We start from the raw sequence: 13,191 nt of genomic DNA, 5'->3' as shown, positions 1-13,191 counted from the left end.
TCGGTGGGTCAGTGCGAACCGGTCTGGTGCGTCAGGCGTTGCTGGTCGACCTTGCCGTTGGGTCCCTTGGGCAGGTGCGGCAGGTGGACGACCCGGGCGGGGCGCATGTAGGGCGGCAGCGCCGCGCACCACCGCCGCCACCCGGCGCCGTCGTCGCCGGGGTCGGCGTCGGGGCCGCCGACGAAGGCGACCAGGGTGACGTCCGGACCGCCGGTGTCGGCCACGACGCGGGCCTCCTCCACGCCCGGGGCCCGGCAGAGCGCCGCCTCGATCTCGGCCAGCTCGACGCGGTTGCCGCCGACCTTGACCTGGCGGTCGCGGCGGCCGTCGAAGCGCAGGCGGCCGTCGGCGGCGCGGTGCGCGTAGTCGCCGGTGAGCAGGGTCGGCGTTCCGGCGGCGTCGCGCCCGACCGCGGGCGGCGGGTGCACGGCCCCGTCGGCCTGCCAGTACCCGGCGAACACCGACGGGCCGGTGAACCTCAGCTGGCCGGAGCGGCCGGGCTCGCCGATGACGACGCCGTCGTCGTCGACGATGTCGAGGGCCGCGCCGGGGTAGGCGCCGTCGACGGGCAGGCCACCGGCCGAGCCGTCGGCGTACGCGGTGACGTCGGTGAACGAGCAGGCCATGCATTCGGTCGGGCCGTAGCAGTTCACCACGCGCGTGTCCGGCAGCGCCCGGTGCAGGATGCGCAGCTCGTCGGGCGGGAACGGCTCGCCGCTGAACATCACCGCGTCCAGCGGGGGCAGTTCGGCCAGCAGCCGGGGCTGGCGGCGCAGCAGGGGCCGCCACACCGAGGGGACGGCGTGGACGCGGGTGCAGCCGGTGGCGGACAGGACGTCCACGATCCGCCGGGGCCAGCGCAGCAGGTCGCGGGGGACCGGCACGATGGCGCACCGGTTGGCCAGGCACATCCCGATGTCCAGCAGGCAGAAGTCGAACTGCAGCGGCGCGGTGGAGGCGACCCGGTCGTCAGGGCGGAGCATTCCCCGGGTGGCGTCGAAGAACGCGCAGGTGGCGTGCTGGGGCATCGCCACGCCTTTGGGGACGCCGGTGCTGCCGGAGGTGAAGAAGAGGTAGGCCAGGTCCCCGGTGCCCGCCGCCGGGGCGGGCGGGACGGTGGACGAGACGGCGGGCGGGGCGTCCCAGCCGTAGGTCACGACGGCGAGCCCGCCGGGGCCGCCGATCCGGTCCAGCCTGCCGGTGGTGGTCAGGTGGGCGTAGCCGCGCGCCCGGCTGAGGGCGAGGATCTGCCGCGCCCGCTCGTCGGGGACCTCGGGGGTCAGCGGCACGAACGCCGCGCCCGCCATCGAGCACGCCATCAGCATCGCGATGGTGGCGGCGCTGTTGGGCGCGTCCACCACGACGTGGTCGCCGCGCGTGATGCCGCCCGAGCGCAGCGCGTCGGCGTAGCGCTCGGCGTGGGCGAGCAGCTGGGCGTAGGTGCGCACGGCGGGCGGGCCACTGTCGGCCGAACTGTCGGCCGGTTCGATGACGGCGGGCGCGTGCGGGGACGTCCGCGCCGCCTCGACGAGCAGGTGGTGCAGCCCGGGACGCGGCCGTGCCGTCGCCGCCGTCACCGCTCCTCCAGCCCGCAGGGACCGGTGGCGGCGTGCAGCACGTCACCGACGACCAGGGTGTGGTCGTGCGCGGGCAGCCGCGCCGCGACCGTGCAGGCGAACGCGGCCGGGACGCCTGCCAGCAGCGGCACGCCGTGCACGATCTCGAAGTCGGCGGCGCGGAACCGGTCGGCGCGCGGGCCGCTGGAGAAGAGCCGGACGAGCCGGTCGTGCCGCTCGGTGAGCAGGCTCAGCCCGAAGCGGCCGCTGGAGCCGATGCCGCCCAGGGTCGCCGAGTCGTTCTGCAGGGAGACCAGCAGGCTCGGCGGGTTCACCGACAGCGCCAGGAACGCGTTGACCGCGCACCCGGCCGGACGGCCGCCGTCGACGGTGGCGACGATGCCGACGGGCGGGGGACAGGAGCGCATCGCGGCTCGGAAGGCGTCGGCGGTCGCGGGCTCGGGGGCCGCCGGGGCCCGCGCGGGCGGTGCGGTGAGCTGGCCGGGTGTCATGACGGATGTGCCTCCGTTCTGGACGGCGGATGGCCGGTGGGGACGTGCGAGCGCCAGGCGACGCTCAGCGGGGCCGGTGCGACGGCGCGCAACGACCGCCAGCGCAGCTCCCGCCACGTGCCGCTGTGGACGCCGTTCACGGGGATGCGCCAGGGCCTGCCGGACAGCCCGGCGCCGGTCGCCTTGACGCAGGCTTCGCGCACCGTCCACGCCCACAGGCGCTCGGGCGGCCACGCCGAGCCGCCGGGAGTGGGGGCGGGCGGCAGCTGCACGTCCACCCCGACGTCCCATCCGACGCCGACCGCGACCGCGACCAGCGGGTGGGAGTGGGAAATGCTGACGCCGACGTGCGGCGCGTCCCGCAGGACGGGTTTGCCGTTGGCGGCGGTCTCGATCGTTCCGTTCACCGGGTGGGGGAGGACGGCGTCCAGGAGACCGGCCAGCAGCCGCCGCCCCGCGCGGTGCTCGCGTTCGCGCCAGGGCGGGGCGTCGGCGGGCAGGCGGCCGGTCCCGCCGGTGGCGGGCGGCTCGTCGAGCGGCTCGTCGAGCGGCCGGTCAAGCGGTCCGTCGAGCACCTCGTCGAGCGCCATGTCGAGTGTCTCGTCGAGCGGCCGGTCGAGTGCCTCGGTGAGCGGCTCGTCGAGCGGTCCGCCGAGTGGCCCGTCGAGCGGCCCGTCGGATGGTCCGTTGAGCGCCTCGTCCTGGGTGCTCCAGCGGCACCACAGGCCGTCGGCGGCGCGGTAGGTGTTCATGCCGGGGCGTCCAGCAGCCGGTCGGTGTGGTCGGCGATGGTCGAGAGCATCACCTCGTAGGTACCGCCCCCCACGCTCCACAGCCCGGCCTGGGCGCGCAGCGTCTGGAGGCCGCCCGCGGCGAAGGCCCGCGCGCCCTGCAGGTGCGCGGCCACCGCCACCACCTGCTCGACGGTCCGCGCCGCGCTCGCCTTGAGCAGCGCCGCGGCGAGCTGGTCGTGCCGTCCGGTGACCGCGTCCGCGTGGGCGTCGATCAGCGCGCCGAGCCCGGCGGTCGCCGTCAGGCATTCGGCGACGCGCCGCCGGACCTCCTCCCGCGCCCACAGGCCCGCCGGGCCCTCCCCGCGTCCGCGCAGGTAGGCGACCGTCTCCCGCAGTACCCGGCGGCACATCGCGTGCCCCCACGCGGCGCTGGCCAGGCGTTCGACGGCGATGTGCCGGGAGAAGTCGATGAGCCCGCGGCCCACCGCGCCGCCGAGGTGGTCCGGCGGCAGGGTCACCTCGCGGAAGGAGGCGTGCCCGGTGCCCGAGCCGTCGAACAGCGGGGTGTCGGCGGCCTCCACGGTGACGCCGGGCGCGTCGGCGGGCACCACGACCCAGGTGAAGTCGCCGATGCCCCGGCCCCGCCCGTGGCGCGCCAGCACCAGCAGGTGGGAGGCGAACCCGGCGTTGGCGATCCACTCCTTGCGGCCGGTGACGGTGAGGCGGTCCTCGGCGAGGGTCACGGTCGTGGTGAGGGCGGCCAGGTCCGAGCCGGGGGTGACGTCGGTGGCGGCCAGCCCGATCGTGCGGCGGCCGGCCAGCGCGTCCCGGACGAGCTCCGCGAGCGGGTGCGCGGGGTCCCCGGCGCGGCGGGCGGCGGCGGCCAGCAGGGGCAGCGCGGTGGTCGACTGGACGCAGACGCCGAGGGTCGCGCCGACCGTCTCTTCGGCGTCGAGTTCGGTGAACAGCGCGCGCAGCGCCGCCGCGTCCAGGCCCTGGGCCGGGTCGCCGTCGCGGTAGAGTCCGCGCAGCCGGCCCGACCCGGCCAGCCGTTCCCACAGCGCGTCGGCGCGGGCGGTCTCCAGCAGCAGGTCAGCCATAGCGGCCGCCGTTCCCGGCGGGGGAGGCCGCGCCCCGCACCGTGCCGTCGACGGCGGCCCACAGGCTGCCGGCGGTGTCGAAGGTCTCGTCGTTGAGCAGGTGGGCGGGGAACTCGATGCCGTAGGCGTCCTCGATGGCCAGCAGCAGGTCGATCGAGTGCACCGAGTCCAGGCCCGCGTCGCGCAGCCGCACCTGCTCGGTGATCGGCCGCGGCGCCTCGGGCAGGTGGTCGGCCAGCAGGTCGGCGAAGCCCTGTTCGATCATGTCTCACTCCAGTTCGGCGGTGGGGGCGGGTTCGGTGAGCAGGCGTTCGAGGTCGTCGAGCGCGCCGCGCGGCTCGGGGCGGCCCCGGCGCACCCGCCGGCAGCCCAGGAAGACGTCGGCGGCCAGCCGCTGCCACCGGTCCTGGGCGTCGCCTGCGGCGGGCAGGTGGTCGTGGGCGCGGGCGAACAGCGCGTGCCGCCGGGCCAGCAGCCAGGTCTCCACGGTGAGCTGCTCCCAGGCCCGGCCGCGGTCGGGGTGGTCGCGGAACGCCGCCAGGTAGGGGCCGATCCCGTGGCGTTCGACCCGCGTCGGGGGCGGTGGCCCCTCCGGGGGGACGTGCCAGCGCCACACCCGCAGCGAGGAGGGCAGGTCGGCCCAGGGGATCCGCCACGCGCCGGGCTCGGCGGGCCCCCATTCGGTCTGGTTGTCGTAGGCGTCCACGACCAGGGCCGTCGCCCGGTCGTTGCGGGCGACCAGGAAGCTGTGCGGCATGTGGGCCTGCCCCGCGTAGGGCAGCCACGGCATGTCGTGGGCGTCGCCGATCGCGTAGCAGACGGTCTCGGCCGCCAGCGCGGGCAGCGCGTCCGCCCGCACGGTCCCGTCCGCCGCCTCGCCGGTGAGGGACAGCAGCCGCGCGCAGCGGGCGACCTCGTCCTCCGGCGCGGGGTCCACCGTCGCCAGGCCGTCGGGCAGGGCGCGCGGGACGATGCTCAGCTCGCGGCCGAGCCGCACGGACGCGCCGGGGCCGCGGGCGGCGTTGGCGAGCAGGGCGAGGTTGGACTGGACGCAGTCGTAGGTCTTCGGCTCCAGGGTTCCCAGGGCCTCGACGCAGGAGGACGCCGTCAGGGGCGCGGTGGCGGTGTCGGGTGTCGGCACGGTCTCTCCTTTGCGGATCGGCTGCGGATCGGCGGGTCAGCGGGTCTGGAGAACGCGGCGGTCGATCTTGCCGTTGGCGTTGAGCGGCAACGACGGCTCGTGCCAGATGCGGCTGGGCACCATGTAGGGCGGCAGCCGCCGCGCGACGGCGTCCAGGATCGTCCCGGTCTCGCCCGGCGTCCCGGTGTGCACCGCGACCAGCTCGCCGTCGGCCAGGAACGCCACGGCCTCGTCGACGGCCGGGTGGCCGCGCAGGGCCCCTTCGACCTCCGACAGCTCCACCCGGTACCCGTTGACCTGCACCTGCTGGTCGAGCCGGCCCAGGTGGAGCAGGCCGTCGGGGGTGTCGGCGACGTTGTCGCCGGTCCGGTAGAACGCCTCGGCGTCCGGTGCCCGGCCGGAGGGTGCGCCGGGGGAGAACCGTCCGGTGTTGTCGGCCGGATCGAGGTATCCGGCGAAGCGCTGCGGACCGGCCAGCCACAACTCCCCGCTCGACTCGGACGGGTCGGCGGCCGGTTCGATGCGCCACCGCACGTCCGGGTAGGGCGTGCCGATCGGCACGGTGCCGTTCCTGGTCTCGGGCCAGTCGGCCACGTTGTCGGGCAGCCGGTACGCCGAGCAGGTGATGGTGACCTCGGTGGGGCCGTAGGCGTTCCAGACGCGGCAGCCCGGGGCGGCCGCGCGCCAGGCGCGCGCCTGCGAGAGCGTCAGCGCCTCGCCCGCGAAGCAGGCGGTCCTCAGCCGCGGCATCGCGCCGGGGGACAGCCGCCGCATCCGCCGGGCGAGCGAGGCGACCGAGGGGACCGACGACCAGTGGTCGACGCCGAAGTCGTTGACGAAGGCCACCGGGTCGCGCAGCTGGTCGCCGGTGGGGACCACCAGCGTGGCCCCCGCGCCCCAGGTGGCGAACATGTCGGAGACCGACGGGTCGAAGGTCAGGTCGAAGCACTGGCTGGCCCGCTCCCCGGGCCCGACCGGCCGGACCGCCGCGAACCGCTCCAGGTAGGCCGACACGTTGGCGTGGCCGATGGGGATGCCCTTGGGCTTGCCGGTCGTCCCCGAGGTGAACAGCACGTAGGCGGGGGCGTCGTCGCCTGCGGGCGCGGGCCGCGCCGGGTCGACGCGCAGCGGCCACGACGTCCCGGGCAGGCGGCCGGCGTCGCGCCACGGCAGCCGCAGCCGCTCCAGTCCTCCGGGGTCGCCGACCACAGCGTGCACCGACGCGGAGTCGAGCGTCTGGAGGGTGCGGGCGGCCGGGAACGACGGGTGGAGCGGCACGACGGTGCGCCCGGCCCGCAGCACCGCCAGGTAGGCCACGTAGGCGTCGGCGGTCCGGGTCGCCAGGACGCCGACGCGGGCCGCCGGTGGCAGCGAGCGCGCCAGGTGCTCCGCCGCGTCCGCCACGGCGGCGGCGAGCCGGTCGTAGGTCATCTCGTGGCCGTCCGCCACCAGCGCGACGGCGCGGGGGTGGGCGGCGGCCGCGCGGTCGAACCAGGCGAACAGGTCGCGGGGCTCAGACATGGCTGGTCTCCGGGTCCATGAGCACGAGCGAGCCGCCCGCCTCCTCCAACCGGTCGTTGCCGTAGTTCAGCGGGGCCGACCTCAGGTCGCGCCAGGCCCGTTCCAGGGCCAGCGGGGAGTCGTTCATGTAGCCGTCCTTCATCCCGGCCAGCTCGATCAGCTCGTCGGCCATCCGCAGGGTCTGCTCGGAGGCGAAGACCTTCAGGCCGTTGACCAGGAGCTGCCCGGCCGCCGTGGTGAGGGCGCGCGGGCTGCGGTCGTACTCCCCGGCGGCCTGGCGCAGCATCGCGTGGACGGCGTCCGAGCGCATCCGGACGCGCGCCAGCCGCCGCCGCGCGAGTTCGGGCAGGCCGCTGCCCCGGCGGCGCAGCCGCTGCGCCACGCGGGCCAGCGCGCCGTCGGCGCAGCCCAGCCAGCACGCGGCCCAGCCGATGTGGCCCAGCGGGGCGAAGGTGTCCACCACGATCCGGCGGAACCCGCCGTCGGCCCCCACCGTCTGCTCCACGGGCACCCAGCCGGTCAGCTGCAGCGGCCGGCTGTCGGTGGCCCGCATGCCCAGCGGGTTCCAGCCGCCCTTCGGCAGCACCTCCAGCTGGGACCGGTCGGCGTAGACCAGGGAGGTGTCGGTCTCGCGCGTCGCCGTCGGCGACAACATCGAGATGAGGAAGCCGTCGGCGACCGAGCCGCCGGTGCAGACCGGCGCGAAGCGGTCGATCCGCAGCCGCCCCCCGGCCTGCGACGACTCGGCGGCGGAGCTGAGCAGGTGCCCGCCGGTCTTCAGCTCGGTGGTGACCGACGCCAGGTACAGCTCGCCCGCGGCGACGCGCGGCAGCAGGTCCCGGCGCAGCTCCGGCGACGCGTGGCCGGTGATCGCCGCGGTCTGCTGGCAGTGCATCGCGAAGATCATGGCGGTGGAGGTGCAGTGGCGCGCCAGCCGGTGGGCGGCGTCGGCCATCTCGCGGGCCGACCGGCCGGGCCCGCCGTACTCGGGCGGCACCAGGCAGCCCAGCAGGCCGGTGGCGCGCATCTCCTCCAGCGCCTCGACGGGGAAGCGGGCCTCGGCGTCGTTGCGGTCGGCGTGCAGCGCGGCGGCGCGGGCGACGGTCTCGACCGGGTTCTCGGTCTGCGTGGTGACGGTCATGGGCTGCTCACCGCCCGCCGTTCCGACAACGACTGTGCGAACAGGTCGGTGAGCGCTACCACCGAGCACAGTCGTTCGGCCGTGAGCCGCTCGGCGGGCACCTCGACGCCGAGGTCCTCTTCGAGCCGTTCCAGGATCGTGACCGCTGCGAAGGAGGAGAAGGCGCGCAGCCCGCGCAGGTCGGTGTCCGGGTCGAGGGTTTCGGCGTCCAGATGCAGGTGCCCGCACACCGTGGCGGTGACGAGGCGCTGCAGGTCGGCGCGGGTGGGTGGATGCATCATCGTGTCCAATCGGTGGGGGGCGCGGTCAGGGCGGCGAGGGCGGAGTCCAGCCACCGCAGCCGGCGGCGCACGTGGGGGAGCCCGGCGGCGTCGGCCGCGTCCAGGGCGGCCGACTGCTCCTCGGGCGTCTCGCCGACGAACCCGGTGGTGGCCACCTTGAACGCCAGCCGCCGCGGGTCGTCGCCCAGGTGGTGACCGCCCAGCACGGCGATGCCGAACCGGTCGAGCAACTGCTGGGCCAGCGACGCCGAGTCCACGACCCCGTGCCGGGCCAGGTCGCGGCGCCGCGCCTCGAAGTCGGCGTAGACGTAGAAGCCCGCCGTGGGCCGCCGCGCCGCCGCGCCGTGCGAGCGGCAGATCGTGTGGCAGGCGCGCGAGACGCTGCCGTGCATGCGCGCGCTGCGGCGCAGCCGCTCGGTGATCGCCGGCGGCTCGGCGAAGGCGTAGGCGGCCACCGCCTGCATCGGCGCGGCCAGCGCCGACCAGACCTCGCTGGCGACCGCGAGCGTCCGGTCGCGCAGGCCCGCGCCGGACGCCCCGGCCGGGAACCGCGCGCCGCCGATCCGCCAGCCGCCGATGGCCAGGCTCTTCGACAGGCCCGTGCACACGACCGTGCGCTCGGGGGCCAGCTCGGCCGGGCTGGCGAACCGGTCGCCGCCCTCGTGGTGCAGGTCCCGGTAGATCTCGTCGGAGACCAGCGTGAGACCGGCGTCCCGGGCCACCCGGCACAACTCCCGCATCGCCTCGCGCGGCACGCTGGTGCCGGTCGGGTTGTCGGGGGAGTTGACGACGACCGCGGCGGGCCGGACCCCGCGCCGCAGGTCCTCCCCGATGCGCCGCTCCAGCAGCGCGGGGTCGGGCAGCCCGCCGTAGGTCCCGCCGATCGGCACCGGCACCGGGGCGCGGCCGCTCAGCGCGACCTGCGGCGCGTAGCTGTTCCAGCAGGGCGCGGGAAGGTAGACGTCACCGCCGAGCGCCGTGAAGACCGCGAACAGCAGCGGCTTGCTGCCGGGCGCCAGCACGACCTGCGCGGGGTGGGTGGGCAGCCGCCGGCGACGGAAGTAGCCCGCCACCGCCTCGCGGGCGGCGGGCGTGCCCGCCACGGGGGCGTAGGCGGTGTCGGCGGCGGCGCCGGCCAGCACCTCCTCCAGCTCGGGGACCAGCGGGAGGCGGGCCTCCCCGAACCCCAGGTGGAGGGTGTCCAGGCCGTGCCGCCTGCGGTCGGTCACGATCTCGTTCAGCCGCAGGTTGGGCGACATGCCCGTGCCGGGGCACGGCGGGGACCACAGCAGATCCGTCGTCATAGGGCGGCCCCGCCGACAGGGCACGCACCTGGACGTCCGGGACGCCCGGCGCGTGCGGGCGGCCCTTCCAGCGCGCCGTCTGCCATCAGGATTCCTCCTCGGGGATCGCACTTCACGACTGCCTTCCACCACGAGGCAAACACGCGTCCCCAGCGCAATTCAATGGACCGTGGCGGTCCGTCCGATAAGGAAACCTCATTTCCCCATAGAGGATCCTTATCGTCGCTGAACAGCGGGGAACCCCAGTTTTGGATCTTGTTGCGGAGCGGGTCGGACCACTGGACAGAAACGGTCATGCCGCAGGCCAGAGCACAATTTGCACGGCAGTGTGTACGCGTGGACGATGGGGGTACTGGCACGTGGTCCGTTCTCCGGCAACCGCCCCAGCGCTCCCTCGGAATTGCTGAATTCCGCCCGCGTGACAGCCATCCGTAGCGACCCGAGCCTACAAAGCACCCCCGAAAAGGAGCAGCGCATGGACGTGGCCCGGCTGGAAGCTTTCGTGACAGTCGTGGAAATCGAGAGCTTCACCCGCGCCGCCGCACGGCTCAACCTCTCCCAGCCCACCGTCACCGCCCGGATCAAGTCGCTGGAGACCCAGCTCGGCACCCCCCTGCTGGAACGCCTGCCCAAGGGGATCAGGCCGACCAGCGCCGGCGCCGAACTGCTCCCGCTGGCGCGCAACATCATCCGCCTGACCAGGCAGGCCAAGGGCGTGGCGCGCGCCGGCCGGCACCAGCCCAGCGGACGGCTGTCGGTCGGCTCGACCGAATGCCTGACCGCCTCCCGCCTGCTCCCGCTCATCGAGTACGTCTACCTGCGCTACCCGGCCCTGGAGATCGACCTGTACCGCACCGGCGCCGACGACTCGATCGCCGGCGTCCAGCAGGGCGACCTCGACTGCGCCCTGTTCATCGACGTCCTGCGCGACGTCGGCGATCTCCAGCGCCGCGTATTGTGCCCCGAACCGCTCAGCGTCCTGGCCTCTCCCCGGCACGCCCTTCTGGCGGAGAACACCGTCACCCCCGACGAACTCCGCCGCTCGACCTGGGTACGCTGCGACAACGGCGCCCATTACCACCAGCGGCTCATGGAAAGCCTCGGCGGGGAATGGCCCCGGACCTTCGTCCTCGATTCCATCGACGCCACGAAAAGCACGGTCGCCAACGGCGTCGGCCTGTCGATTATCCCGTCGGCGGCCGTCGAGACGGAACTCGCCGAAGGAACGCTGGCCGAAGTCCCCTGGCGACCCAGGACCAAGACCTACACCCAGATGGTGTGGCGCCGCGACAGCGCCGAAACCGGAGCGGTCGCCGCCCTCATCGACGACATCACGCGCATCGTCGAAGAGGACGCCCGGCCCGGCCGCTGACCCCACTCACAGGAGCACAACATGGCGAGCACGCTGAGAACACGCCGGCAACACTGGTACGAGCACTGGGCGGACCAGCGGAACCCGCAACACGCCAAGGAGACCGAGGACGCCTACCAGGACCTCGCCGGCGAACTCCGCAACCTGTTCGCCGCCCACCGCGCCGACCGCGTCCTTGAGATCGGCTGCGGGGACGGAGCCCTGTTCGACCTGCTGGGATTCAACCAGGCGTCCCGCTACCTGGGCGTCGACTTCTCCCAAGCCATGCTGGACCAGTTCCGCGCCCGCTTCCCCCGCACCGACCTGCGCACCGCGGACGCCTCCCGGTTCCGCACCGACGAACGCTTCGACCTGATCTTCTCCAGCCACGTCGCCCAGTACTGGGACCGCGGCCAGATGGCCCGCCACCTCGACCACGCCGCCGCCATGCTCGCCCCCGACGGCCTGATCGTCATCGCCGGCATCCCCTGGTCGCGCATGCGCCTGGCCTACGGCCGAGGCGACCTGACCGGAGGCGACCTCACCGGCGGCCGACGCCGCAGCCTGCCGGGCGCGCTGGCGTCCGCCGTCCGGGAACTGGTCGCCCCCGACATCGGCCACTGGTACGACCTGCCCGAAGTCACCAGACTCGCGGCGGCCCGGGGGATGCGGGCGAACTTCCGCGGCAGCGGCCACTACCCGTACCGCTTCCACGCCCTCTTCCAGCGGACCCGCTGACCCCAGGCCGGATCAGTCCGTGCCGAACTCCATCGCGGCGTGGTCGAGCAGCTCGTCGTCGGCGACCTCACCACGAGAGGCGATCACCTCGGCCCCACCCTCGGGCATCGCGCCGATCAACCCCGTCAGAGCGGTCTGCGCGACACCGTCCGCCGCCGGACGCGGACCACCGACCAGGCCGAGCCCGGCGTACTGCTCAAGCCTGGCACGGGAGTCGGCGATGTCGAGATTGCGCATGGTCAGCTGACCGATACGGTCGACCGGCCCGAAAGCGGAGTCCTCGGTGCGCTCCATGGACAACTTGTCCGGGTGGTAGCTGAACGCGGGCCCGTTGGTCTCCAGGATCGAGTAGTCCTCACCGCGCCGCAGCCGCAACGTCACCTCACCGGTGACCGCCGACCCGACCCAGCGCTGCAACGACTCGCGCAACATCAACGCCTGCGGGTCCAGCCAGCGCCCCTCGTACATGAGCCGGCCGAGCCGCCGCCCGTCGTTGTGGTAACCGGCGAGCGTGTCCTCGTTGTGGATCGCGTTGACCAGCCGCTCGTACGCCACGTGCAGCAACGCCATCCCCGGCGCCTCGTAGACGCCGCGGCTCTTCGCCTCGATGATCCGGTTCTCGATCTGGTCGGACATGCCCATGCCGTGCCGCCCGCCGACGGCGTTGGCCTCCAGCACCAGGTCCACGGCGGAGGGGAACTCCTTACCGTTGATCGTCACCGGCCGGCCCCGGACGAACCCGATCGTGACGTCCTCGGCGGGAATCTCGACACCGGCGTCCCAGAACCGCACCCCCATGATCGGGTCCACGGTCTCGACACCCGCGTCCAGGTGCTCCAGCGCCTTGGCCTCGTGGGTGGCCCCCCAGATGTTGGCGTCGGTGGAGTACGCCTTCTCCGCGCTGTCCCGATAGGGCAGGCCGCGCTCCAGCAACCACTCCGACATCTCCTTGCGGCCGCCGAGCTCGGAGACGAAGTCGGCGTCCAGCCACGGCTTGTAGATCCGCAGAGACGGGTTGGCGAGCAGGCCGTAGCGGTAGAACCGCTCGATGTCGTTGCCCTTGAAGGTCGAGCCGTCGCCCCAGATCTGCACGTCGTCCTCAAGCATCGCGCGCACCAGCAGGGTGCCGGTGACGGCGCGGCCGAGCGGCGTGGTGTTGAAGTAGACGCGCCCGCCGGACCGGATGTGGAACGCCCCGCAGGCCAGGGCCGCCAGCCCTTCCTCCACCAGGGCCGCCCGGCAGTCGACCAGCCGGGCGACCTCCGCGCCGTACGCGGCGGCACGCCCAGGCACCGAGCCGATGTCGGGCTCGTCGTACTGGCCGAGGTCGGCGGTGTAGGTGCAGGGCACCGCGCCCTTCTCGCGCATCCATGCGACGGCCACGGAGGTGTCGAGACCACCGGAGAAAGCGATGCCGACACGTTCGCCGGCGGGCAGGGAGGAGAGGACTTTCGACATGGGCAAGAGCATGCACTGCACTGCATGAATATGCAACACGATTGCGGGATGCGATGCCACATTCCTGGCTTCCGCGACCGAGAAGCACCGCAGAACCAGGGCAAACAGGTATGTATCGGGCAGCATGCCGAATCCCTCACCGGCGCAGTGCGGACCCTGGACCCGGTCCAAGAAGGCGCCGGGGCCGGAGACGCGGGCATGCGACTTGCACAGGGCGTTGACATCCAGCGGCGGCGTGCTCGGCGCGCGTCGCCGGACCGAGGAGGACACGCATCCCCCCAGGCGCTGACGCGGGCCCGGCAGGACGGTGATCCGCTCGGGACCGCCGACACAGCCGCGCCCGCGTCACCGGCG

13 protein-coding genes are annotated in these 13,191 nt (G+C 74.2%); 2 read left to right on the top strand and 11 right to left on the bottom strand.

The window, feature by feature from the left end:
• Window positions 1-8: 8 nt before the first annotated feature.
• From AH6_RS05110 to AH6_RS05065, 10 genes are read right to left on the bottom strand one after another with little or no spacing between them, the layout of a single operon-like run.
• Window positions 9-1,577 (bottom strand): AMP-binding protein, encoded by a 1,569-nt coding sequence (locus tag AH6_RS05110; RefSeq protein ID WP_067474299.1) that lies wholly within the window; start codon window positions 1,575-1,577, stop codon window positions 9-11.
• Window positions 1,574-2,068 (bottom strand): flavin reductase family protein, encoded by a 495-nt coding sequence (locus AH6_RS44570; RefSeq protein WP_067474296.1) that lies wholly within the window; start codon window positions 2,066-2,068, stop codon window positions 1,574-1,576. Before AH6_RS44570 ends, AH6_RS05110 begins: the two co-directional genes overlap by 4 nt.
• Window positions 2,065-2,820 (bottom strand): 4'-phosphopantetheinyl transferase family protein, encoded by a 756-nt coding sequence (locus AH6_RS44565; protein WP_067474293.1) that lies wholly within the window; start codon window positions 2,818-2,820, stop codon window positions 2,065-2,067. The genes AH6_RS44570 and AH6_RS44565 overlap by 4 nt, the downstream gene beginning before the upstream one ends.
• Entirely contained in the window at window positions 2,817-3,902 is a 1,086-nt protein-coding gene (locus AH6_RS05095; RefSeq protein ID WP_067474290.1) for an acyl-CoA dehydrogenase family protein, read from the bottom strand. Before AH6_RS05095 ends, AH6_RS44565 begins: the two co-directional genes overlap by 4 nt.
• A complete protein-coding gene (locus AH6_RS05090) occupies window positions 3,895-4,167 on the bottom strand; it encodes a phosphopantetheine-binding protein (protein ID WP_083982237.1) in 273 nt (90 codons plus the stop codon). Before AH6_RS05090 ends, AH6_RS05095 begins: the two co-directional genes overlap by 8 nt.
• Window positions 4,168-4,170: 3 nt before the next feature.
• Window positions 4,171-5,043 (bottom strand): hypothetical protein, encoded by an 873-nt coding sequence (locus tag AH6_RS05085; protein WP_067474287.1) that lies wholly within the window; start codon window positions 5,041-5,043, stop codon window positions 4,171-4,173.
• Between the two features lie 36 nt (window positions 5,044-5,079).
• The gene (locus AH6_RS05080) at window positions 5,080-6,564 is read right to left on the bottom strand and encodes an AMP-binding protein (protein WP_067474284.1); all 1,485 of its coding nucleotides are present in this window, start codon (window positions 6,562-6,564) and stop codon (window positions 5,080-5,082) included.
• Entirely contained in the window at window positions 6,557-7,705 is a 1,149-nt protein-coding gene (locus tag AH6_RS05075) for an acyl-CoA dehydrogenase family protein (protein ID WP_067474281.1), read from the bottom strand. Before AH6_RS05075 ends, AH6_RS05080 begins: the two co-directional genes overlap by 8 nt.
• Window positions 7,702-7,986: an acyl carrier protein gene (locus tag AH6_RS05070; RefSeq protein WP_083982236.1), complete on the bottom strand. Its 285-nt coding sequence runs from the start codon at window positions 7,984-7,986 to the stop codon at window positions 7,702-7,704. The genes AH6_RS05075 and AH6_RS05070 overlap by 4 nt, the downstream gene beginning before the upstream one ends.
• Complete coding sequence (locus AH6_RS05065; protein ID WP_067474275.1) at window positions 7,983-9,290, bottom strand: pyridoxal phosphate-dependent aminotransferase; 1,308 nt, start codon at window positions 9,288-9,290, stop codon at window positions 7,983-7,985. Before AH6_RS05065 ends, AH6_RS05070 begins: the two co-directional genes overlap by 4 nt.
• Window positions 9,291-9,633: 343 nt before the next feature.
• Between AH6_RS05065 and AH6_RS05060 the strand changes: the two genes are divergently transcribed.
• Window positions 9,634-10,662 carry a LysR family transcriptional regulator gene (locus AH6_RS05060; RefSeq protein ID WP_083982234.1) on the top strand — a complete coding sequence of 343 codons (1,029 nt, stop codon included), beginning with the start codon at window positions 9,634-9,636 and terminating at the stop codon, window positions 10,660-10,662.
• Window positions 10,663-10,683: 21 nt separating this feature from the next.
• Window positions 10,684-11,379: a class I SAM-dependent methyltransferase gene (locus tag AH6_RS05055; RefSeq protein ID WP_067474269.1), complete on the top strand. Its 696-nt coding sequence runs from the start codon at window positions 10,684-10,686 to the stop codon at window positions 11,377-11,379.
• Window positions 11,380-11,391: 12 nt separating this feature from the next.
• On the opposite strand, the gene argG is transcribed toward AH6_RS05055, so the two are convergent.
• Complete coding sequence (gene argG / locus AH6_RS05050) at window positions 11,392-12,837, bottom strand: argininosuccinate synthase (protein ID WP_067474266.1); 1,446 nt, start codon at window positions 12,835-12,837, stop codon at window positions 11,392-11,394.
• Window positions 12,838-13,191 lie beyond the last annotated feature (354 nt).

Origin of the sequence: Actinomadura hibisca NBRC 15177 (assembly GCF_001552635.1) — a bacterium.
In the GTDB taxonomy this organism is placed as follows: Bacteria; Actinomycetota; Actinomycetes; order Streptosporangiales; family Streptosporangiaceae; genus Spirillospora; species Spirillospora hibisca.
Note: the sequence above shows the minus strand (reverse complement) of the source record. Positions and strands in the feature narration are given on the sequence as shown.